This is a genomic window from uncultured Methanobrevibacter sp., from assembly GCF_902801725.1.
Classification (GTDB): Archaea; Methanobacteriota; Methanobacteria; order Methanobacteriales; family Methanobacteriaceae; genus Methanocatella.
Map to the genome: position 1 here is coordinate 25406 of NZ_CADCJB010000002.1, position 21555 is coordinate 46960.

Annotated in this window: 23 protein-coding genes; 11 read left to right on the top strand and 12 right to left on the bottom strand. The window is 34.4% G+C overall.

Features of this window, described 5'->3' with window-relative positions; translation table 11 throughout:
* Nucleotides 1–45 precede the first annotated feature (45 nt).
* Nucleotides 46–486, top strand: a complete 441-nt coding sequence (locus QZV68_RS00505) for a hypothetical protein (RefSeq protein ID WP_296877535.1) — start codon at nt 46–48, stop codon at nt 484–486.
* Nucleotides 487–495: 9 nt separating this feature from the next.
* Here the strand turns inward: QZV68_RS00505 and QZV68_RS00510 are convergent, their stop codons facing one another.
* Nucleotides 496–1077: a ZPR1 zinc finger domain-containing protein gene (locus tag QZV68_RS00510; RefSeq protein ID WP_296877537.1), complete on the bottom strand. Its 582-nt coding sequence runs from the start codon at nt 1075–1077 to the stop codon at nt 496–498.
* Nucleotides 1070–2014, bottom strand: coding sequence for a 3H domain-containing protein (locus QZV68_RS00515; protein WP_296877539.1), 945 nt, complete (start codon nt 2012–2014; stop codon nt 1070–1072). Before QZV68_RS00515 ends, QZV68_RS00510 begins: the two co-directional genes overlap by 8 nt.
* Nucleotides 2015–2199: 185 nt before the next feature.
* On the opposite strand from QZV68_RS00515, the gene QZV68_RS00520 reads away from it, so the two are divergent.
* Nucleotides 2200–3252 carry a DUF1611 domain-containing protein gene (locus QZV68_RS00520; protein ID WP_296877541.1) on the top strand — a complete coding sequence of 351 codons (1053 nt, stop codon included), beginning with the start codon at nt 2200–2202 and terminating at the stop codon, nt 3250–3252.
* Nucleotides 3253–3257: 5 nt separating this feature from the next.
* A complete protein-coding gene (sepF, locus tag QZV68_RS00525; RefSeq protein ID WP_296877543.1) occupies nt 3258–3839 on the top strand; it encodes a cell division protein SepF in 582 nt (193 codons plus the stop codon).
* 1 nt (nt 3840) lies between these two features.
* Here the strand turns inward: sepF and QZV68_RS00530 are convergent, their stop codons facing one another.
* Both QZV68_RS00530 and QZV68_RS00535 read right to left on the bottom strand, forming a co-directional pair.
* Complete coding sequence (locus tag QZV68_RS00530) at nt 3841–4737, bottom strand: TDT family transporter (RefSeq protein ID WP_296877545.1); 897 nt, start codon at nt 4735–4737, stop codon at nt 3841–3843.
* Nucleotides 4738–4788: 51 nt separating this feature from the next.
* On the bottom strand, nt 4789–5544 hold the full coding sequence (locus QZV68_RS00535) for a TatD family hydrolase (protein ID WP_296877547.1): 756 nt from the start codon (nt 5542–5544) through the stop codon (nt 4789–4791).
* Nucleotides 5545–5729: 185 nt separating this feature from the next.
* Here QZV68_RS00535 and QZV68_RS00540 point away from each other — a divergent pair, with 185 nt between their 5' ends.
* Nucleotides 5730–6506, top strand: a complete 777-nt coding sequence (locus QZV68_RS00540; protein ID WP_296877548.1) for a winged helix-turn-helix domain-containing protein — start codon at nt 5730–5732, stop codon at nt 6504–6506.
* Between the two features lie 9 nt (nt 6507–6515).
* Here the strand turns inward: QZV68_RS00540 and glyS are convergent, their stop codons facing one another.
* From glyS to tfrB, 5 genes are read right to left on the bottom strand one after another with little or no spacing between them, the layout of a single operon-like run.
* Complete coding sequence (gene glyS / locus QZV68_RS00545; RefSeq protein ID WP_296877550.1) at nt 6516–8210, bottom strand: glycine--tRNA ligase; 1695 nt, start codon at nt 8208–8210, stop codon at nt 6516–6518.
* A 12-nt stretch (nt 8211–8222) separates the two neighbouring features.
* The gene (gene dcd, locus QZV68_RS00550) at nt 8223–8810 is read right to left on the bottom strand and encodes a dCTP deaminase (protein ID WP_296877552.1); all 588 of its coding nucleotides are present in this window, start codon (nt 8808–8810) and stop codon (nt 8223–8225) included.
* 13 nt (nt 8811–8823) lie between these two features.
* The gene (locus tag QZV68_RS00555; protein WP_296877554.1) at nt 8824–9651 is read right to left on the bottom strand and encodes a DUF362 domain-containing protein; all 828 of its coding nucleotides are present in this window, start codon (nt 9649–9651) and stop codon (nt 8824–8826) included.
* Nucleotides 9648–10556, bottom strand: a complete 909-nt coding sequence (locus QZV68_RS00560) for a TrmJ/YjtD family RNA methyltransferase (RefSeq protein WP_296877556.1) — start codon at nt 10554–10556, stop codon at nt 9648–9650. Before QZV68_RS00560 ends, QZV68_RS00555 begins: the two co-directional genes overlap by 4 nt.
* 13 nt (nt 10557–10569) lie before the next feature.
* Nucleotides 10570–12045 carry a fumarate reductase (CoM/CoB) subunit TfrB gene (gene tfrB, locus QZV68_RS00565; protein ID WP_296877603.1) on the bottom strand — a complete coding sequence of 492 codons (1476 nt, stop codon included), beginning with the start codon at nt 12043–12045 and terminating at the stop codon, nt 10570–10572.
* Between the two features lie 108 nt (nt 12046–12153).
* Here tfrB and iorA point away from each other — a divergent pair, with 108 nt between their 5' ends.
* The 5 genes from iorA (at nt 12154) to QZV68_RS00590 (ending at nt 15899) form a co-directional block, all read left to right on the top strand.
* On the top strand, nt 12154–14049 hold the full coding sequence (gene iorA / locus QZV68_RS00570; protein ID WP_296877558.1) for an indolepyruvate ferredoxin oxidoreductase subunit alpha: 1896 nt from the start codon (nt 12154–12156) through the stop codon (nt 14047–14049).
* Between the two features lie 4 nt (nt 14050–14053).
* Entirely contained in the window at nt 14054–14638 is a 585-nt protein-coding gene (locus tag QZV68_RS00575; RefSeq protein WP_296877560.1) for an indolepyruvate oxidoreductase subunit beta, read from the top strand.
* Between the two features lie 54 nt (nt 14639–14692).
* A complete protein-coding gene (locus tag QZV68_RS00580) occupies nt 14693–14971 on the top strand; it encodes a hypothetical protein (protein WP_296877562.1) in 279 nt (92 codons plus the stop codon).
* Nucleotides 14972–15204: 233 nt separating this feature from the next.
* A complete protein-coding gene (locus tag QZV68_RS00585; protein ID WP_296877564.1) occupies nt 15205–15375 on the top strand; it encodes a hypothetical protein in 171 nt (56 codons plus the stop codon).
* A 116-nt stretch (nt 15376–15491) separates the two neighbouring features.
* Nucleotides 15492–15899 (top strand): hypothetical protein, encoded by a 408-nt coding sequence (locus QZV68_RS00590; RefSeq protein ID WP_296877565.1) that lies wholly within the window; start codon nt 15492–15494, stop codon nt 15897–15899.
* Between the two features lie 18 nt (nt 15900–15917).
* On the opposite strand, the gene QZV68_RS00595 is transcribed toward QZV68_RS00590, so the two are convergent.
* Both QZV68_RS00595 and QZV68_RS00600 read right to left on the bottom strand, forming a co-directional pair.
* Entirely contained in the window at nt 15918–16349 is a 432-nt protein-coding gene (locus tag QZV68_RS00595) for an amino acid-binding protein (protein ID WP_296877567.1), read from the bottom strand.
* 8 nt (nt 16350–16357) lie between these two features.
* Nucleotides 16358–17659: a phenylacetate--CoA ligase family protein gene (locus QZV68_RS00600; RefSeq protein ID WP_296877570.1), complete on the bottom strand. Its 1302-nt coding sequence runs from the start codon at nt 17657–17659 to the stop codon at nt 16358–16360.
* A 209-nt stretch (nt 17660–17868) separates the two neighbouring features.
* Here QZV68_RS00600 and QZV68_RS00605 point away from each other — a divergent pair, with 209 nt between their 5' ends.
* Together QZV68_RS00605 and QZV68_RS10235 are read left to right on the top strand one after the other, a co-directional pair.
* On the top strand, nt 17869–19479 hold the full coding sequence (locus QZV68_RS00605) for a sodium:solute symporter (RefSeq protein WP_296877572.1): 1611 nt from the start codon (nt 17869–17871) through the stop codon (nt 19477–19479).
* A complete protein-coding gene (locus QZV68_RS10235) occupies nt 19479–19592 on the top strand; it encodes a symporter small accessory protein (protein WP_363136729.1) in 114 nt (37 codons plus the stop codon). Before QZV68_RS00605 ends, QZV68_RS10235 begins: the two co-directional genes overlap by 1 nt.
* 184 nt (nt 19593–19776) lie before the next feature.
* Here QZV68_RS10235 and QZV68_RS00610 read toward each other — a convergent pair whose 3' ends face one another.
* A complete protein-coding gene (locus tag QZV68_RS00610; RefSeq protein WP_296877573.1) occupies nt 19777–21519 on the bottom strand; it encodes a hypothetical protein in 1743 nt (580 codons plus the stop codon).
* Nucleotides 21520–21555 lie beyond the last annotated feature (36 nt).

The following is a 21555-nucleotide window of genomic DNA, read 5'->3' on the forward strand; positions in this document are numbered from 1 at the left end:
TACATATAGACCAATATTTTTAATTAATCAAAATGAGGTGTAATTATGTCTGAAGAAGAAATGATTGATGAAGTTTCCGAAGAATATGTTGATGAAGACGAAGAAAAATTACCTTTCGCTAAAGCAGAAGTTGTTCGTTTAATGAAAGAAAATTTAGACGATGACAAAATGATCAGAGAAAGAGTAAAAGTTGAAATGAACAAATTCTTAGGTGATGTTTTAAAAAATGTATGTAAACAATTAAACGATTATCCATACACAACAATTGAATATGAAATGCTTAAAGAATCTACATATCCATACACCAACATCGAAAGGATTAATCAAGAAAAAGAAAGAATTTTATTACATTTAGAAGCTATTAAAGCAGATTGTAATGCATTGGCTATGGATGTTCAAAAAACTTTAAAATTAAAAGACGTAGTTGAAGAAGACTCATTCGCCAGCTTTTCAGCAAATGATGATGAAGAAGTTGAAGAAGAATAATCTTCTTCTCTATTTATTTTCTATATGGCTAAATCCTGTTTTTAATTCGTGCAATTCCTCTTCTGGAATTTCTAGGATTTCTACTTTTTCACTTACAATATTACTTTGACCAAATGGGTCAAGAATGATTAATGTGGCAGTTTCATTTCCTTTTTTTAACTCCTGAATATGTTCTAGTGTTTTTTTAGCATTTATTTGGGATTCCTCGTCATCAAACAAATTCAATGCTTTTTTGACTGCACTTTCAAAACGTGTGAGAATTCCTTCAATGTTGGTTACATATCCTTCTGATTTTGGTCCTGGTTCTACTTTAACACCGACTTCTGGTATTGAAACGGTTGCAGATTGTGATCTTACAATCCTTACGGATAAGTTATTCTTGTTTATTTCAATAACATATTTTGCAGGGTCATTCTGTTCCAGTGCGATGATGTCGCTGTGTTTGAATCCGCATGATGGGCATTGAATGGTTGTTTCTAAAACTTTGCCGAAATGAGGTATTTCAATTTCTTTCATTATGGATTTTGCAACCCCTTCTGCGGCACATGCTGGACATTTAATAATCATTTCATTAAGTTCTTCTTCATTCATTTAAAACATATCCTTTTGATTTTAATTCGTTTATTATTTTTTCAAGTTTTTCCTGGTTTGAAGCACAGATAACTGTAGATCTGTAATCCGACAGGTCATATAATTTATTCAGATAATCCTTCTTGTCTTCATTTTTGCTGATGTTGTTGATAAATTTGGCGGCAGATTTCATGTCTGAAACATTAATGTTTCTTACTAAAGGTTCCTTGAATCCGCTGATGTTGTATGTGATTTTTTCAATGGACCCATTGTTTTCGTTAATGATGATGTTTATAACATCCTCCAATTCATCCACTTCATTGACAAGCTTTACTGTAGTGCATGACTTGTTTATTACCGATAATATATTGTCTATGGACTTTTCGATTGTTTCTGTACTGATTACAACAACATTATTTTTTTCAGCCTGTGTTAATAGGTGATCATGGATAATTCTATTTTCCTTAAAGTAATCCAGCTGCTTACCTCCTCTTTGTATTTGAACAGCTCTTTTGACAAACCGTTCTTTATGGGATTCTTCATCGGAGCTCAATACGAAAAAGTAAATGTTCGCATATTCCTCAAACTGTTCGGTATCGATTAGTCCAGGAACCAGATGAACCCCTTCAATAATGATGTCGTCATAGTCGGTTATTGCTCTTTGGATGATTTTTTCAAGGGCAGGAATAACGTAAGCCGCATGCTCATCAAAACCTGCAGATACCAAATCGCCATAGCTTTCAAAACGATTCCTATTTCTCAAATGTTTATAAGCATCATAAGATGAGCTGTGAAGTGCAGGTGCATATTCTTTTCCAATAATTCCACGAACAACCGCTCTAATAAAATCGCTTTCAATTAAATGTTTGATTTCTAATTGTTTGGCCAATTCAGCAGCTATGGTTGATTTTCCAATCCCAGATGCACTTCCAATTAAAATTACATATGGTTTTCTCATCTAAAATTCCCCTTTAATTTTTTTAATTAATATTATATTTGGTAATTATTATTCTTAAAACATTTACATTTATTAATATGAAAAATTATATTTAATAATATAATATTATTTTTATGATTTTTTCAAAAATAGTAGATAATAAATTACTGGGATAAATTACAAATTAAAAATTAGGGGTGAAATTGTTGTATTCAATAAAATCAGTTAAAGATATTCAAGATTTAAATCCGTTCATTGTAGTAGGTTGTGGAGGCGGAGGTGAGAAATTCTCTAATCTTGAAGGAGTTGAAGCAGTAGGATTCATTGATGATAATGTTAATAAGCAAGGAAAAGAATTTTGCGGTTATACTGTTGCAGGTAGTCTGGAAGAATGTTTAAAACAGGCACCTGATGCAAAGTCTCTTGTCATAATGTTGCCGATTGGTGCTGAAGGTGCTGCTTTAAAATATGCTGTTCAAGCTATCGATGCGGGATTGAATGTGGTCACTTCATTCAGGTCTTTATCTGTTAGCGAAAACTTGTCTTTAAAGAAATTTGCAACTTCAAAAGGTGTTGTAATTAAAGAGATTGGTCCTAGATTGGATGTTGTTGAGATGGTGGCTGGTGTGGCTCCTGAAAGGTCATGTGAAGTTTTACCGAAAATTTCCTATACTCCTAAGGCTCCAGTAATTTTTGTTGGAGGATCTTCCCAGGAATGTGGAAAAAGAACAACCACTAAACAGTTAGGTATTGCCTGTATGGAAAGAGATTTAACTCCTGCAATCATATCCACTGATGAGATGGGATTGGAAGAACCGACTGATTTTAATTTTAGAGCAGGCAGTTTATCTGCAATGGATGTTCCTGCCGCTGTTTTATCTTCAATCAAATATGTTGAAGAAACCAAAAATCCGGATATTATTTTTGTTGAAGGTCAATCCAGCCTAACAGAAGATGGAAATCCTCACCCAAGAGGTTTGTCTGCAGCGATTTTAATAGGATGTGCTCCAGATGCTGTTATTGTTGGACATAGGCCAAATCACCCTTATAGGGAACCAAGAGGTATTGCAGAAGAAATCAAAGCTATTGAAGCTGTTGAACCTACAAAAGTTGTTGGTTTATCAATCAATCTTAGAAATGCAGACCCGGACATGACTCTTGAATCTTTTGAATCTGAATTTGGATTGCCTGCAGAGGATGTTTATAATAATGGGGCTGCTAAATTATTGGATGCTATTTTTAAATATTTAGAGGAGTAATTATAATGGGTTTTACAGATAATTTAAAAAGAAGTTTGGGATTCGAAGAAACAGAATCTCCTGACGGAAAAGATAATGATGAGCCTACTTTTTCCAGTATGTTTCATGATCTTACTGAAAATATCAAAAATGGAGTTTCCAATCTGCAAAATTCCGCCAGAGATTATTCTCAAAATTCTGGTTCAGCACAAGATTATGAACCTAATGTAAACCATAATCAAGATAATTATCATAATTACAATCCTACTCAGGAACCTATGCCGACATCTGCTCCGATTTTTAATGATGCTGACGATTATGTGATTGTTCCTGAACAGTCATATTATGAAATTGCTCTCATAAGACCAAAATCCATTGATGACGTTAATTATGTTGTTGACCAAGTGATTGAAGAGAAAAATCCGGTTATTTTGGATTTATCATTTTTGGAAAAAGAAAGTCCTGCTAATTTCAGATTGGCCGGAGACAAGATTAAAAAAATGAGGGAAAGATATGGAGCTCAAGCATTATTGCTTGCCCGTTCCGAAGAAAAGAATTTAATTATCGTATCCCCTAACAAAGTCAAATTGGTTAACAAAAATAAGTAGATTAATTTCTACTTAAAAATTTGATATATTTTATTGTCACATATACTACTATAGCTGTAGCTATAACTGTTTCTATACTTAAAACATTATTTAAAATAATATTGAATCCTGTTTTTGACATTACTCCCTTTGTTGCAAGTCCACTTATGACAAATGGGAAAGTAAATGCTGCAAAGCTTGGGTAAAATTCCAAGTTTCTGTATTCTATGAATTTTGCCAATGCAAATATGTAAAACATGCAGGCAAATGTATACATTCCAATTAAGAACTCTATTGATATATTATTGTATGAATTCAGATAACCTACAATCAATATGCTCATAACAGCTGTAAAAATACATATCAACGGTTTATTGGCATTTGGAATGTCTTTATGTTTGATGTATCTGTATATCACGAGAGGCAATGTCAATATCATCCCTATAAATCCAACCAAAAAGAAGATGAATCCTATTTCATCAAGATTGTGTGCATGTGCAGTAATTGCTCCCATGGTGATTCCTACAAACACTATCCAGTAGCTGGGATAGACTGTCGAAATATCAAAATTATGTATTATGAAATGATGGGTAAAGTAAACTATCAGCAAAATATGCAAGGCTACACCCAATATCCAAATACTATATGCAATATCAGGCATAAATGTTATGAGATATGTAGATAAAATCATCAAACTCATTGAAAAGGTACCTGAATTACTTGCAATTACTGGATTTTTAAAATCTTGTCTGATTTTTTCAGGGTATATGACTAGCTTTAAGAGTATTAAAATAAGAAATATCATACCTATTGTCCCGCAGATTGCCTTTAAGAGCGGATGAGTATCATTTAAAAGATTTCCAAGTGAGAAAAATGCTAGAATTAATCCGCATAGGGGAATAGGTATTTTTTCAATCATGTTATGATATTAGTTTTCAAAAAATAAAAATGATATTGGTTTTTGAAGGTATCATAATTTGAAGAAATCTTCTGCATTTTTATGGGATACCTTTTCAATATCATTTTTAGCATAACCAAGTCTTTCTAGCTCCCTAACTGTCTTTGGAACAGAAAGGGGATCTGATGGCTTGTTGCTGATGTCACTATTTAATAGGAACTTGTCAAATCCATATTCATCCAAAATTGATATTGCTTCAGTCTTGTCCATTTTCTGAGGCTGAACAGTTAAGCCAAGCATACAATCGGTATCTATGGCATCTTGCACAACATTTGGATTGACATGATCAATTACTGCCTGTTTTTCATCTAAATGTTGTGGTAAAATTTTTAAAATCTCTTTCAGAACTTCTTTTTTGTTCTTTCTTGGAGTATGGATAATTACATTGGATTTTGTTTCATCGGCAATGTCCAGTTGTCTTTTGAATATGTCGATTTCGGTGTCTGTCAAATCTTCAAGACCGATTTCTCCAATGGCTATTATTTGCTTGTTCTCTATCCATTTGTATATATTTTCAAAGATTTCATCAGGTTTAACGTTTGAATTTGTCGGATGTATTCCCAATGCTGCCTTCATATTGAGGCCGTGCTCTTTTGCCCTTTGAGTGTCCAATTCCAGAATCCTATTGAGATGGTTTAGGAGAATCATTTCATGCTCTATTTTGTAGGGATAGTAGCTGCATGTGATGGCAGTGTCGATTCCCGCAAGATACATCTGTTCAAAATCTTCGCCGCTTCTTGAATCTGCGTGCATGTGTGTGTCAATCATTTTTATCCCATTGTATTATTTTTTCCAATTTTAGTTTGTTGTTTATCTTTAAAAAAAATATCTAAAAAGTTCTATCTTTTTATACTTTTGGGAAGTGTTACTTCTTGCATTTGTTCACTTCAAGAGATTTTATATTTTTAGTAATAAAAATAATAGATTAAGTAATACTAATAGGTGGTCTTACATTGGTAGAAAACAAAAGTTATTTAGAAAGTTATAAATCAATATCTAATGAAGTAAAGCATATAACAAACTCCATATCTCGGTTAAAAGTGCTTGCTACGTTATATGAACATCCGAAAAACATGAAGGACTTGACTGTAGATACAGGATTGAGCTATAGTTCAGTATCAAGTACAATGCATAAGCTGGAATTGGAAGGTTACATTTACCGTGAATCCAGCAAATACTATCTGTCCAATTGCATGAGATTAAAAATAGAGAATATCTTGGAGCTTAATGATATTATCAATACATTAAATAAATTTTTTAATATATTGGATAAGCATTTGGTTGATGTTATTCCGAATGAGTCCGTTGCTGAATTGTATCTCATTGGCCGGGCCAGTCTGATTGAATCCAAAGAAATTGATGCATATAGAACTTATAATTATATTGTAAATGCTTTGAAAGAGGCTAGTGAAGTGAAATGCATTTTGCCGTTTTATTATGAAGAGTTTAATAGGGAATTGGAGATTTTGGTTGAAAACGAAAAGGATATAGAAGCTATTGTCAGTGAAAATATTTTAGGTATTATGGAAAAGAACTCAAAGATTAAAAAATTGTCTTCATATAATGGGGAAAATAACTTCCTATTGATTATTACTGATACTGTGATGGTATTCGGTCTGTTTAAGGAAGATGGTTATTTTGACCAGAACAGGTTGCTGATTTCTAAACATGATGATTCGATTAAATGGGCACTTGGTCTGTTTGAAAATTTTAAAAAGGAGAATAAATGAGTTTTGAACTCATTTATAATATTTTTCCAGATATTCATTCAGTTCATCGATAGCTATTCTTTCCTGAGCTTCGCTGTCTCTGTCTCTCACGGTAACTTGATTGTCATCAAGAGTATCAAAATCAATTGTAACTGCAAGAGGAATACCAATTTCATCAGCTCGGGCATATCTTTTTCCTATTGTTCCGGCGGCATCGTATTCAACTTTAAATCCTGACATTCTTAACTTTTCAGTTAATTGCTGAGCTATTTCACGAGGACCTTCCTTGTTAACAAGAGGGAATACTCCTACTTGAACTGGAGCTACTGACTTGTTAAATTTGAAGTAGTCTTTTTCCTCGGTTTCGGTAAATGAATGCAATAATACGGAGTAGAGTATACGGTCGATACCGAATGAAGGTTCAATTACGTGGGGGATGATTTTTTCACCGGTAATTTCCTCTTCAATGTCTTCAAAGATGAGCAAATCTTCATCAACTTCATAGACTTTGTCCAATTCCACACTAAATTTGCCGTCATTTTCAAGGGCGGCTTTTATTTCTTCAGGGTCAGCATCTTCAATGGCCTGTTTTACTTTAGGTGAATCTCCTTTGAACACGGGTCCGAATTTTGATAAATTAGGTTTTACAATAGTTCTTTGAACTTTTTTAGGTTCATCATATTCAACGAACACATTCAAATCGTCATTACTGAATTCTGAGTGGGAAGATAAGTCGTAATTTCCTCTGTCTGCGATTCCAATAATTTCAACCCAACCGTATTTGTCAGTTTTAACTTCAACATCCCAACAGTCAAGGGCATAGTGTGCCATTTCCCCTTTTAAATGCTGTCTGAATCTTAAAACATCATTAGGTATTCCAATTTCATTCAAAAATTTACGTGCTAAATATAATTGATAGATGAGCATTTCATTTGCAACAATTCCTTTGTCAAGAGCTTCACGTGCAGTGATTTTAATTGGCTCCGTATTGTTTTCCTGAACTTCCTGTGAATTCAAGGTCAATATCTCATTTTCGATTTGTGCGAATTTTGGATGGGTTTTATCTTTTGGATTTAAGAATATTTCAGCTTCAGCTTGTGTGAATTCTCTGAGCCTGATTACTCCTTGTCTTGGTGATATTTCATTTCTGTATGCTTTTCCAAGTTGAACTACTCCAAATGGAAGTTTTCCCCTGAAAAATCTTTCTAAACGTTTGAACAAAATAAATATTCCTTGGGCGGTTTCAGGTCTCATATAACCTACTTTGTCTCCTTTTGCTCCTATTTCGGTTTTGAACATTAGGTTATAGTTCCAGATATTTGACAATTTTCCGCCACACTCTGGACAGGTAATGTTATTGTCGATGACTATTTGGTCAAGCTCTTCATTTTCTAGGCTTTCTACATCTTCTCCTATTACTTCCTCAATGATGTGGTCTGCTCTGAATACTTCTCCGCATTCTTCACATTTGCACATTGGATCAGTGAAGTTATCAACGTGTCCTGATGCTTTTAAAACTTCTTTAGGCATTACTGTAGGACCTTCTATTTCATAAAAGCCTTCTCCTGAAACGTATTGCTTTCTCCACTTTTGCATGATGTTGTTTTTTAAACTTGCTCCAAGAGGTCCATAATCTGTAAAACCGGATACTCCGGAATAAATCTCAAAAGACGGCCATAAAAATCCTCTTTTGGCACTGATATTACTCATTTTATCATGATTCATAAATATTAACTCCTAATCTTTTTTTAATTCATAATCTAATTTTACCCTACTGCTTTCGGGACGGGTTTGGCCCATATATTTACTATTTCTTTCAGGGTGTCCGTAAGGAATTTCTGAAGGGGTTGTCATTGTTTCAAACACTATTTGGCATACCCTTTGGCCTGGATAAAGCGCTACAGGCATAGCTCCGATGTTGGATATTTCCAATGTGATTTTCCCTTCAAATCCAGGATCAATAAATCCTGCGGTAACGTGCATTGTAACACCTAACCTGCCCATACTTGAACGGCCTTCCACTCTTGCCACTAAGTCTTCAGGCACTTTAACATATTCTAGGGTTGTTGCAAGTGCGAATTCATTGGGGTGTATGATGAATGCTTCACCCTCTTCAACTGTAGTGTATTCCATATAGGAGGCAATGTCCTCTTCATCTTTAGGATCTATGTAAGGTTTTCTGATTACTTTAAATACTTTAAATTCATCTCCCAGTCTCATGTCGATAGAAGATGGCTGAATTTGTTTTTCATTTAAAAGGGGGTCAATAACTATTTTTCCCTCTTCCAAATATTCTTTTATAGTTTTATCGCTTAAGATTGCCATTTTTTCACAAACATTATAATTCTTTTTCAAATAAATTGTCAATTCTATTGATTACATTATCAATAGTCTTATCATCATAATCAATTGTAATTGCATCAAATTTGCAAGTATTAACGCAAAGGCCACAGCCTTTACAGTTGTCATAGTCAATAGTTATTTTATTGTCCTTTAAATCGATTGCCTGGAACATGCAGATTTCATTCAAACATTTTTTACATAGTCTGCAGCTTTCTTCATTAATCTTGACACTAATTCCGTCAAGCTTTTCCAATTTGCCGCTTATATCCTTATCCAGGTTTGGATATACTTTCCACAGACAGCAGCAAGGACAGCAGTGGCATATTGTCAGCAGCCCTTCTCCCGGATGCACGTTCATCCAAACGGTATCAATTTTATTTCTTCCGATAATATGACTCAAACCGGCTGCATCAGCTTTATCGACTTGAGCTAAAGCTTCTTCTACAGTTGCCTTTTTACCGATATGTTCCGGAATCTTTTTGGATGTGGGACCAAGAAAAATGCATCCTATGTCCTGGGGATAGTCCTTACAGCCATTAGATGATCTGCATAAACATGAATTCATAATTACAATGTCGTCGGTGCGCCTGATTACTTCTTTTATTATTGCAGTAGGTAAGAATTCGGAGCCTGAAGATTCTATTTTCTTGTTGATATTGATCGTATTTGGTATAACAACAATTTCATCATCTTCAAAAAGCATTTTGTCAATGATTTTTTTGTAGGTATTTGACTTTTTGGTAATCTCGGCTATCCAAAATCTCCAATTAAATATGTATTTGAGGGTGAATATGCTAATATCCACAAATCTAGGCCGTCTCATTGTTCACCAAGTTTATTCTTTAGTCGTCTTAATATTCCTTTAAATGTATGTGCTTCTCTGCTTGTTATGAATGCCCTTGAAATGATATTGTTAAAGGTTTTTAATCCGTTTTTCTTTTTGTGTTCCGGAATGTCGAGATAATCAATTAAATCTTTCATATCTTTTAATAAATAATCCTTTTCAAGTGCTGTACTTTCATTTAAACCTTCAACACCAAATTCGTGCTTATTTTTAAATAATTCATAAAAGATTATCGCAGCAGCATGTGAAATGTTCATGATAGGATAAGTTGGATCTGTTGGAATGGACACGCAGATATCGCAATCGCTTATCTCTTTATTTGTAAGTCCATCTCCCTCTCTTCCGAATAATATTGCTATTTTATTTGATACATTTAGTGATTTACCAAGCTCTTCGGGTTTAATCGGAATTCTTGAGAGATTGTAGCTTCCTCCAGCCATGCCTGTTGAACCAACCTTAAAGTCAATTCTTTGTGACTGGTAGAATTCATCCAAGGTTTTGTAGATTTTAGCATTCTCTACAATGTATCTCCCATGGGTGGCCTGGTAATAGGCTTCGTTAGTCAATTTTGGAGGATTTATTAACACCAGATTTTTCAATCCAAAGTTTGCCATTGTTCTTGCAAGAAAACCTATATTTCCGGGGGTTTCGCATTCTACAAATACGATGTAAATGTTGTCCTTGAAAAGGTTGATTTCTTTTTCTTCTCTATCTCTTATGAGCTTTGATCTTGCGGTTCCTCTGGATTGAGGCCTTGGCTTTGATTTCTTGCTGGAAGTTGATTTCTTTTCTGCTTTGCTTTCTTCCTCCTTTTCAGGTGAACTCATTGCAGTGGTCTCAACCACTTTCTGTTCACTTACAGCAGTGTCTCCTATATTAATCAACTCCTCATTAAGTTCATTCGTAAGCTTTGGTCAGTAATTCAAGTAAATGTAAAGTTTTTATATCTCCGCATCCGATTGCATCCAAACCGTCCTGGATGTTTAGTTTACAAAACGGACAGATTGATATCACCGCATCGGCATCGGTTTCTTTAATCATTTCTGCCTTTGATTTGGATAAGTCCATTGCAATTTCAGGTTTTCCGGATTTTATTCCTCCTCCGGCACCGCAGCATTGACATGGATATTTCATTTCATTGAATTTGATTCCTGGAATCATTTCAATAATTTCACGAGGAGCATCTTTAATTCCCTGACTTCTGCCTAAATGACAAGGATCATGATAGGTAACGGTCATGTCAACTTCTTTTAATTTGCTTGCATCTATCTTATCCACTAGGAATTCGCTGATGTCCATCACATGCAATTTTGAACCGAATTCAGGGTGATTGCTTTTTAGGGTAGCTCCACAACCGGAACAAATTGTAATTATTGTATCGTAATCCTTGAAAACTTCCTTATTTTTGTCTACAAGGTCTTGAACGATGTCAGTCTGTCCGGTTCTTAAAAGAGGGGATCCGCAGCAAACTTGGCCTTCCGGAACATCTATATCAATTCCATTTTCTTTAAAAACATCCACAAGCATTTGACCAAGTTCTGGAAATTTGTAATCAACCATACATCCGGTGAAAAATGCGATTTTTGAGTTTTTATAATTTTCAGCCTGTTCGATGAAAGGGGTATTGTCGGTTGTTACTGACCTTCCGCTTTTCAGGATATTTTCTTTAAATGCGACATGTTCAGGGAGAGGTCCTGAACCGTTTGCAACTGCAATTGCTCTCATTTTTTCAATTGCATCGCCGAATGTGTTGATGTTTTTAGGACAGACTGCTAAACATTTACCGCAGCTGGTACAATTGTACAAACCTTCGTCCAAAGCTTCTTTTAGTCTGTCAAAGTTCTCCCTTGGATCAGTTTCAAATTTATTTATGTATCTCATCAGGTAAGGGCCACCGAATTCTTCAGTTGCAATGTTGACAACAGGACATGTTGAAAGACAGGAGTAGCATTCAATACAGCTTCTTACTTTTTTGGTGTCCTTTGTGTCTTCCTTTGTGATTGAAGTATCAAGCCCATTGCATTTGTGGTCACATTGAAGGGATAATTCTAAATCTTTTACTTTTGCTTCGATACTGGATTTATCGACAATCAAGTCTTTAATTACCGGAAAGTTAAGCGGTTCAATTATTGCACCGTCTTTAATATCCTTTTGACATGCGAGAGCACCATTTCCTTTAAACAATATTCCGCATGATCCGCATTGTCCTGCCCTGCAGGATTTTCTAAAACTAATGTCTGCATCATATTTTTCATTAATGGCTTGAAGTGCATCCAATACTTTCATTTGGGGTGTTTCTTCAATTTCATAACACTCTAAATGGGGTTCATCATCCGTTTCAGGGTTGAACCTGGAAACATATACCTTTATCATCATTTTCCCTCCAATATATTATAAGTTTATAAAATATTATAATATAATATTTATATATTAAACTATTATATAATTATTGTATTAACAGATTATTTTGAGGAAAATATAATGAATTTAAAAGAATTAGTTACAGGAGTTGGCGGTGAAAAGCAATTTTTACTTGGTAATGAAGCTGCTGTAAGAGGAGTAATAGAGGCAGGCGTTTCTATTGCAGCTACTTATCCGGGAACTCCTTCATCAGAAATTGGAAATGTATTATCGGTATTGGCTAAAGATGCAAATATTTATTTTGAATTTTCCACAAACGAAAAAGTGGCAATGGAGGTTGCAGCTACTGCTGCTGCTTCTGGATTACGTTCATTTACATTTATGAAGCATGTAGGAATGAATGTCGCAAGCGATTCATTCATGACAACTGCATATTCTGGAGTTAGAGGAGGAATGGTGATATTGTCTGCTGATGACCCTTCACTTTTCTCATCTCAAAATGAACAGGACACACGTTACTATGCTAGATTGGCCAATGTTCCTGTTTTGGAACCGTCCAATTGTCAAGAAGTTAAAGACATGGTTAAATATGCATTTGATTTATCCGAACAATTTGAAATTCCGGTGATAGTTAGGACAACTACTCGCGTATCTCACATGAGAGGTGTTGTCGAATTTGGAGATGTTAAAGACAATTCCTCAAACAACGAGGATCACTGGAAAAGAGGTCACTTTAAAAAGGACCCTTCACAGTTTGTTCCGGTTCCTGCATTTGCAGGGGATATGCATGTCAGGCTATGGGATAAAGTTCATAAAATCGAAAAAATCACAAACCAAAGTGATTTAAATGTAGAAGTTGACTTTGCAGGTGATAAAAAATATGGTGTAATTTCATCAAGTAGTGCTTATAACTATGCTCATGATGTCGTCAAATTCAATGGTTTGGACATGGATATTTTGAAATTAGGATTCTCATATCCGTTTCCACAGGAAAAAGTCGCTGAATTCCTAAGTGGTTTGGATGAAGTATTCATAGTTGAGGAAGTCGATCCGATAATGGAGAAGGATACTTTGGCAACTATCGCTTCCAAAAAACTGGATGTTGTTGTTCATGGTAAATTGGATGGAACTTTCCCTCTTTTCCATGAATTCAATTCAGATGTTGTTGCAGAAGGATTTAATAAAATATTGAACTTCAGTGATGATGCTGATGTTGATTATTCATCAAGTTTGGAAAAACTGTCCCAGGATATCCCATCACGTGCACCGGTATTATGTGCAGGATGTCCTCACAGGGCAATGTATTATGGAATAAACAGAGCCATTGAAGAGTTAGGATTAAAACCGGAAGATGTTGTATTTGCAACAGATATTGGATGTTATACGTTAGGAATCAATCCACCATATAATGCCGCCGATTACTCTCTGTCAATGGGTTCAAGTGTTGGGGACGGTTGTGGATTTTCAGTTTCCACAGACCAGAAAGTTGCAGGTTTCATTGGAGACTCAACATTTTTCCACAGTGGAATTTCTCCATTAATCAATGCAGTTCACAATAAGCACAACTTCGTATTGTCTGTTTTGGACAATAGGATTACTGCAATGACTGGTGGTCAGCCAAACCCCGGTATTCCGATTGACGGTATGGGTGATGAGGCACCTGAAGTTTCTATACGTAAATTGGCTTTGGCCTGTGGCTGTGATTATGTACGTGTAATCAATCCGTTCAATTTGGAACAGGTTGTCAAAACTTACAAGGAAGCTTTTGAAAGAAAAGATGCTGCAGTAATTGTATCAAAGGCACCATGTACCTTAATTAAAGGTTTGACTAAAAAACCTCCTGTAAAACTGGTTGAAAGTAATTGTAATAACTGTGATAAATGTGTAAGTGAACTTGCATGTCCAGCTATTTCAAAAGTAAATGGAAAAATAGTTATTGATGAATCACAATGTGATGGATGTAATGTCTGTATACAAGTCTGTAGATATGGTGCTCTAGAAGCAGGTAGGATGTGAAAAAATGGATAATCATTATAGTATATATATTTGTGGTGTAGGTGGCCAAGGAATTATTAAAACTTCCACAATTATTGGTGAAGCCGCAATGAATCAAGGTCTGGATGTAGTGATGAGTGAAATTCACGGTATGTCTCAAAGGGGAGGATCTGTTTCTACAGAACTTAAAATTGGGGGATACAATTCTTCAATCATTCCTAATCAGGGTGCAGATATGTTGCTTTCTTTTGAACCAATTGAAACAATAAGAGGATTGGATAAGGTCAATTCAGAAACTAAAATTGTCTATAATACTCATCCAATCATTCCATCTTCATCCGATAAACCGTATCCTGATGTGGATAGCATAACAAAAACATTAAAAGAAAATTTCAAACATGTTCTTCCTATTGAAGGAACTAGACTGGCTAGGGAGGTGGGAAGCGTTTTGGCATTGAACATGGTTTTGCTTGGTGCCGTTACTGCTGACGATAATTTCCCATTGTCAAAAGATTCAGTCATTGATGCAATGAAAAATAATTTAAAACCGAAGTTCCATGATATGAATTTAAAAGCTATTGAGAGTGGATACAAATCAATTAAAGGTTAAAAATTTAAATACTATTTAAAATAAATCTTTTACTAGATAATGAGTTGTGGTATTATGGTTTACAAAATTGATAATGCGATTGTAAAAAAAGATGTAACTGGTAAACTTACCTTAATTGATCCAGATAATGTTTTTGCTGATGAAGATGCATTTATTGCTGTTAAAAGCGATGATTTGATTACCATTCAACTTTTAATCAACGGTATTTTAAAAAATGATTTTAAAAGTTGGAGGGAATTAGGCACAATCCCTGAAAATGAATCTCTCAAAAATCTTTTTGTCCGTTTAGGATATTCAAAAGAAGACGTAGCTAACATGATTAAAGAATTCTAGCTATTCTTTTATTTTTTTCATTTTTTTTCAATACTTTTTTTTAGTTTTTTTGGATTAATTTCATTTAGTAATATTGCTTTTATTTTTAAAAATTGAGGTTATATTGGATTATTTATATTATTCTTTAAAATTTATCCTTAAAAACCATTTTATTTAAATTATAATCATTTAAATTAAATATTAAACCTTTTTAATTATTTTTTACTAATTTATCTTTAGGAGGTGGATTTTTCATGGCAGATTTTCAAGAGGACATGCTTTTTAAAAATGTTTCTGATGAAGATGCCGGTATCCTTTTAGAGATTATTGGTAAAAAATCAAAAAGGACTAAAGTATGGACAAAAGAATTGCGACACATTGACCCGTCATATTATAAGCCTGATTTGATTTTAGATTTTGGGTGATGAAAATTTAATTATAGAATTTCAAAGCACTACTATAAATAATGACTTTTCAAGAAGAGCACATTCATATGTTGCTTTGACAGATCAAAATAAGAAAAATAACAAATGGGTTAATATTGTCGTTAGTTCCATTAAGTAAAAAAGGGGCCAATATTGTTGAGTATATTTATAAGGTTCTAAAAATTTTATTTAAATTAAAAAATTTAACAATATCCCAAAAAGATTTGGCGTATAGTATAATGTGGTTAACAACAGACAAGTTTGTTGAAGATTCATTGGAAAGGAATATTATTTGTGATTTGTTGGGTGGTAGAATGAGTTTAATCCATGAATATGGCGAAAATAAATTTAATGATGGTAAAACAGAAGGTATTGAACAGGGTATTGAACAGGGTATTGAACAGGGTATCGAACAAATTATTTTGAATTTGCTAAACTCTGGTGACCTACCTGAAGAAATAGCTAAAAAAACAGAAGTGCCTTTAGATAAAGTAATTGAAATAAAAAATAAAAATAATTTATAGAAAAGATTTTAATCTTTTCTAAATTTCTTTAATGTCTTCAATGTTTAAAATTTTGACATCACTATCTTCTAAAACTTCAATAGCTTTTTCCATATTTTCTAATCTCATAACTACAATAGCTTCATCAGTTTTGTTACTTACAAATGCGTATAAATATTCTAAATTGATTCCTTTTTCATCGAAGATTGCTAATGTGGAATTTAGGCCGTTTGGTTCATCTGGAACTGCTAAGATGATAACATCATTTTCTTTTACAACAAAACCATCTTTTTCAAGGGCATTAATTGCCTTTTCATTGTCAGAAACAATCAATCTTAAAATTCCATATTTTGTTGTATCTGCTATTGAAAGCGCACGAATGTTGATATTTTCCTTAGCTAGTGTGTCAATAGCTTTTTTAATTCTTCCTTCTTTGTTTTCGATAAATATTGAAATTTGTTGAACTACCATTATATCACCTATTCAAAATTTCTTTCATCTATTACACGAACAGCTTTACCTTCACTTCTTGGAAGTGAATCTGGTTCACATAATGTTACATCTACTCTTAAACCAGTTTCTGATCTAATTGATGCTTGGATTTGTTTTTCTACTCTTTCCATTTCTTTCATTTCATCGGAGAATAACTCTTTGGAAGCTTCTACCTTAACTTCGACCTCATCAAGAATGTCTGGTCTTGTTACATGAATCATGTAATTAGGACTGATTCCTTTAATTTTGAGCAATGCTTTTTCAATTTGTGATGGGAATACCATTACACCTTTGATTTTAAGCATGTCATCACTTCTTCCAGTGATTCTGGTCATTCTTACAGTTGTTCTTCCACATTCACATTTTTCACCAATCAATGAAGTCAGGTCTTTTGTTCTAAATCTTAAAATAGGCATTCCAGTTTTAGTTAGGGATGTTAAAACAAGTTCTCCTTTTTCACCGTAATTTAATGTTTCGCCGGTGTCTGAATCGATGATTTCTGGGTAGAAATGATCGTCTTGGATATGCATTCCGTTTTGTTCGCCACATTCCTGAGCAACTCCAGGTCCCATTACCTCGGTTAATCCATAAATGTTGTAAGCTTTAATTCCAAGAGATGTTTCAATTCTTTTTCTCATCTCGCCAGTCCACATTTCAGCCCCATGTATTCCTGCTTTAAGATTAATGTCTTCTAATGGAATTCCAGCTTTTTCTCTTGATTCACCAAGGTATGCCGCATATGAAGGGGTACAAGTTAGGATATCACTTTGGAAATCTACCATGGTGTCAAGCTGCCTTTTTGTATTTCCTGCTGAAATTGGTAGGGTTATGGCACCCATTTTATTTCCTCCGTGGTGAATACCGAAACCTCCTGTAAACAATCCGTATCCATAAGCATTTTGGATAATATATTCTTTTTCAGCACCAACCATCTTAAGGCCACGTGCAATACATTCACCCCAAATATCCAAGTCATCTTGTGTGTATGCAGTTACGGTCGGTTTTCCGGTTGTTCCTGAGGATGCGTGAACTTCAACAATTTCTTCGCGAGGTACTGCAAGTAATCCTAAAGGATAAGCTTCCCTTAAATCGCTTTTTGTTGTAAATGGAATTTTTTCGATATCCTTTAAAGTTTTGATGTCTTCCGGCTTTAATCCGATTTCATCAAATCTCTTTTTATAAAATTCAATATTTTCATATGCGTGCTTGACAGTTTTCTTAAGTCTTTCAAGCTGGAGCGCCTCTTTTTCATCTTTATTCATACATTCTGCTTTTTCGTTCCAAAACATAGTATCCCTATTTTAATATTTTTTTAATATGTTTAATTATTAGGTTGAAGTACTATAAAAATTTATAATGTTGTTTAATAATTGGGGGATTATTATGATAAAAATATGTGATGTACATTATAGTACATTGATGTATCTTTATGCTAATATTTATATATCTTTTATAATATATAACTAATTGTATTATTATTTTTAAGAGGTAATTATTTATGGATGTAATGATTTTGGCAATTGTATTTATAATCTACATTTTTGCTTTAGTTCTTGTAGGTTATTATGCATTCAAAAAAACTAATTCCTCTGAAGATTTTATGATAGCTGGTAAAGATACTCATCCATTTGTCATGGCAATGAGTTATGGTGCTACTTTTATTTCAACGGCGGCTATTGTTGGTTTTGGAGGTGTTGCTGGTCAATATGGTATGAGTGTTTTATGGCTGGCATTCTTGAATATTATTATTGGTGTGTTCATCGCTTTTGTATTTTTAGGAAAAAGAACTCGACGTATGGGTCATGCTTTGGAATCATTGACTTTTCCAGAGTTTTTAGGTAAACGTTTTGACAGTAAGTTTATTCAGTCAGTATCTGGATTAATTATTTTTTGTGCAATGCCGATTTATGCTGCTGTCGTATTGATTGGTGCTGCTAGATTTTTGGAATCATCTCTGTTGATTGATTTCAGTATTGCACTTTTAATTTTATCAATCATTATTACATTTTATGTTCTATTTGGAGGAATACGTGGTGTAATGTATACTGATGCACTTCAGGGAACAATTATGGTTTTAGCCATGGTTTTCCTGCTTGTATTTGTATATTGGTTGCTTGGCGGAATCGATACTGCAAATACTGCACTTACGAATATGAGTAACTTGTATCCTGCCGATGCTCTGGCTACGGGTGGAACCGGTTGGACTTCTTTTCCGGAATTTGGAACACCATTCTGGTGGTCTTTAGTTTCATCTACTTTAATTGGTGTGGGTATTGGGGTACTCGCACAGCCTTCATTAATTGTAAGGTTCATGACTGTTAAATCTGACAAGGAATTGAACAGGTCTGTTTTAATTGGAGGAATATTCATTGCAATCATGCCTACAACCGCTTACATTGTAGGTTCACTTTCAAATGTGTATTTCATGGATAAATTGGGTAAAATTGCAGTGGATGTTGTTGGAGGAAATATTGATAAGATTATTCCTACATTCATTACAATGGCACTGCCTGAATGGTTTGTATATATTTTCCTATTGTCATTGATTGCAGCTGCAATGTCAACCATATCCTCACAACTGCATACTCAGGGAACAGCATTTGGTGTAGATATATATCATACTTTAAGAGACAAATCAAAACAAAAATTGGATCAGGTGTCAATTTCCAGGGTGGGTATTTTAATAGCTATTATTTTGGCATTGATCATGGCATTTTCACTTCCGGGAAGTGTGGTTGCACTTGGAACAAGTCTGTTCTTTGAAATTTGTGCAGCGGCATTCCTGCCGGTATTTTTAGGTGCACTTTACTGGAAAGGAATTACAAGACTTGGAGCAATTGCAGGAATATTGTCCGGAACATTTGTAAGTCTGTTTTGGTTAATGTTTGTATTCAAAAAGACTGCAGTTGGTCTTGGAATTTGTAACTTCATATTTGGTGTTGATACGCTCTTGCCTGCAGCACCATGGCCGTTTATTGATGTAATGTTAATTGCTGTTCCAATTTCAGCAATATTCGTAATCGTTGTAAGTCTGCTTACCCAGCCTCCTGCACAAGAGACAATCGATAAAGCATTTTCAAAAATAGACACTAAGGGAAGTGATGCATAATGATGATTTTAGGAATTGAAGACCCTTTGATTTGGGGTGTTTATATTGGAATTATCTTATCCACACTTTTATGTATTGTTTATGGTGTTGTGAACTGGAATAAGGGAGATTAGAATACTTTTCATAATGAAAGATGTAATTTTAATTTCCTTTGTTTGTGAGTTATTGCTATAACTCATTTTTTCTTATTTTTTTTTTAATATTTTCGATTTTAACTTTTGTATTATTAAAATTCATGATATGATTCTACTAATGTGTGTTTAAAAAAGAAAAAAGTAAGGGTTCAGGATTCCCTTACTATGAAACGGTTATATAATGTGTGGTTGTTGCCGGTTTGTAGAGACTGTCTCCCGCATACCTGAAAGTGTATGCTTCGGAATAGCTTAACCTGATTGGGATTGTAGAACCTGATGTTTCAGTTGTTGTGCCATGGTTTAACGAATGAACTTTAATCGGTTTGAATAATTCTTTTCCGTTAATGTCTCGTAATGTCGCTATGGCACTAGTCACGACCCAACCGCTATTTCCAATGATGAAACGAATTCCTTGTGTCACTATTAGGTATGTTGTGATTTTTGAAGCCAGAACATTCATGGAACTTTTTGCACTTCCTGAAAGATAGTTTGCATTTGCTTTTGTAGAAATCTTTATTGCATGTTTGCCTTTTGAAAATCCTTTGGTTGAGAAAGTGGCAATTCCTTTGCTGTTTGTTTTGGCAGTAAGTGTTTTATATTTTGTTCCGGTGTAGATTTTAGCTGTTACAGTAATGCCGGCTACACTTTTTTTGGATGCCTTATTTTTAACGGTAACCTTAAATGAAGGGCCTTTATTAAACACAGCATACTGTGAAGGTGCAGATATGGCAACTCCTGACTTGGTAATTTTTATTGAACTGGATTTTGATGATCCTACACAGTTTTTGGTATCTTTAATACTTACTGCAATCTTATGTGTTCCAACACTTAATGAGGATGCTGAGTATTTTGCAACACCTTTGGAATCGGTAGTCACAGTCACGGTTTTATATTTGTTCCCGGTATATGCCTTTAGGGATAGTTTGACATTTGCAACAGCTTTTTTGGTGTTTGCATTAATAACATTTATCTTGAAGTATTTTCCTGATGCATAGGTGGTTGACAGTTTGGCAGCGCTGATGGTTACAGGCGCTTTGGAAATCACAATATTGTCTAATTTTGTTGAATTTGAAATGATTTTCTTTGAAACTGTTTTTGCTGTGGCTGAATAAGTTCCCACATCAAACGGTATTGTGTATGTCGCCATACCATTGGAATTGGTTATTATATTGACTTTTTTGCCGTTTGAAAATGTAACTTGGATTGTTTCATTCGGTATTGCTCTATTGTTGTTTGCAATGAGTGAAACTTTTAAAAGCACCTCACTGTAATATGTGCCCTCTTTTGAAAGTTTTAATGTTGCTTTAGCAATAACGGATGTCATATAGATATCAAAATAGTCGATATAGATGTCTTTTTTTACTCCATTGATGGTGGCTTCAGTATATGTGGAAACTCCATCATCAATATAAAATCCTGCATGCAGCCTAAAATCTTCTTTGAGCATGTCCGGAATTGTGTATACTGCAATACCATTTGAATTTGTTGTTATTTTGGTTAAGTTGTATATGTCGGGCATGAATGTCAGCGGTTTTGAATTCAATTCAGCACCTAATTTGTCATCGTTTGGGGCAGTGGTTTTCTTTTCGGGAAGATAGCTCATGATGCCTAAATCAATATTCGCTAAAGGTGTATTGTCCGTTTTGTCTGTTAATTTAAAAGTTACTTGATTTTCACCGTAATTTTTTGGATAATCGATTATTTCTGCGTTTATCTTGTCTCCATCGCTCAGGACGTCCTCATCGCTTTGGCCTATGGCCAAGGCATCATCTGAGGAGTCCATGTTTAATGTTGTCTCTTCGCTGGCAGTTTGCGTATCGTTGACATCACTTGCACAAACGCATGAGGCGCTAAGAATGATGCATAAAATCGCGCAGAATACCAGCAGGCTATTTTTGAAATTCATGTTAATCCTCACAATCAGTATATGCTAATAGTTTTA

What these genes read in the sequence shown, in the direction of transcription:
- QZV68_RS00505 (WP_296877535.1), top strand. Translation starts at nt 46, where the DNA reads ATGTCTGAAGAAGAAATGATTGATGAAGTTTCCGAAGAATATGTTGAT.
- QZV68_RS00510 (WP_296877537.1), bottom strand. Translation starts at nt 1,077, where the DNA reads ATGAATGAAGAAGAACTTAATGAAATGATTATTAAATGTCCAGCATGT.
- QZV68_RS00515 (WP_296877539.1), bottom strand. Translation starts at nt 2,014, where the DNA reads ATGAGAAAACCATATGTAATTTTAATTGGAAGTGCATCTGGGATTGGA.
- sepF (WP_296877543.1), top strand. Translation starts at nt 3,258, where the DNA reads ATGGGTTTTACAGATAATTTAAAAAGAAGTTTGGGATTCGAAGAAACA.
- QZV68_RS00530 (WP_296877545.1), bottom strand. Translation starts at nt 4,737, where the DNA reads ATGATTGAAAAAATACCTATTCCCCTATGCGGATTAATTCTAGCATTT.
- QZV68_RS00535 (WP_296877547.1), bottom strand. Translation starts at nt 5,544, where the DNA reads ATGATTGACACACACATGCACGCAGATTCAAGAAGCGGCGAAGATTTT.
- glyS (WP_296877550.1), bottom strand. Translation starts at nt 8,210, where the DNA reads ATGAATCATGATAAAATGAGTAATATCAGTGCCAAAAGAGGATTTTTA.
- dcd (WP_296877552.1), bottom strand. Translation starts at nt 8,810, where the DNA reads ATGGCAATCTTAAGCGATAAAACTATAAAAGAATATTTGGAAGAGGGA.
- QZV68_RS00555 (WP_296877554.1), bottom strand. Translation starts at nt 9,651, where the DNA reads ATGAGACGGCCTAGATTTGTGGATATTAGCATATTCACCCTCAAATAC.
- tfrB (WP_296877603.1), bottom strand. Translation starts at nt 12,045, where the DNA reads ATGATAAAGGTATATGTTTCCAGGTTCAACCCTGAAACGGATGATGAA.
- iorA (WP_296877558.1), top strand. Translation starts at nt 12,154, where the DNA reads ATGAATTTAAAAGAATTAGTTACAGGAGTTGGCGGTGAAAAGCAATTT.
- QZV68_RS00575 (WP_296877560.1), top strand. Translation starts at nt 14,054, where the DNA reads ATGGATAATCATTATAGTATATATATTTGTGGTGTAGGTGGCCAAGGA.
- QZV68_RS00580 (WP_296877562.1), top strand. Translation starts at nt 14,693, where the DNA reads ATGGTTTACAAAATTGATAATGCGATTGTAAAAAAAGATGTAACTGGT.
- QZV68_RS00585 (WP_296877564.1), top strand. Translation starts at nt 15,205, where the DNA reads ATGGCAGATTTTCAAGAGGACATGCTTTTTAAAAATGTTTCTGATGAA.
- QZV68_RS00595 (WP_296877567.1), bottom strand. Translation starts at nt 16,349, where the DNA reads ATGGTAGTTCAACAAATTTCAATATTTATCGAAAACAAAGAAGGAAGA.
- QZV68_RS00600 (WP_296877570.1), bottom strand. Translation starts at nt 17,659, where the DNA reads ATGTTTTGGAACGAAAAAGCAGAATGTATGAATAAAGATGAAAAAGAG.
- QZV68_RS00605 (WP_296877572.1), top strand. Translation starts at nt 17,869, where the DNA reads ATGGATGTAATGATTTTGGCAATTGTATTTATAATCTACATTTTTGCT.
- QZV68_RS10235 (WP_363136729.1), top strand. Translation starts at nt 19,479, where the DNA reads ATGATGATTTTAGGAATTGAAGACCCTTTGATTTGGGGTGTTTATATT.
- QZV68_RS00610 (WP_296877573.1), bottom strand. Translation starts at nt 21,519, where the DNA reads ATGAATTTCAAAAATAGCCTGCTGGTATTCTGCGCGATTTTATGCATC.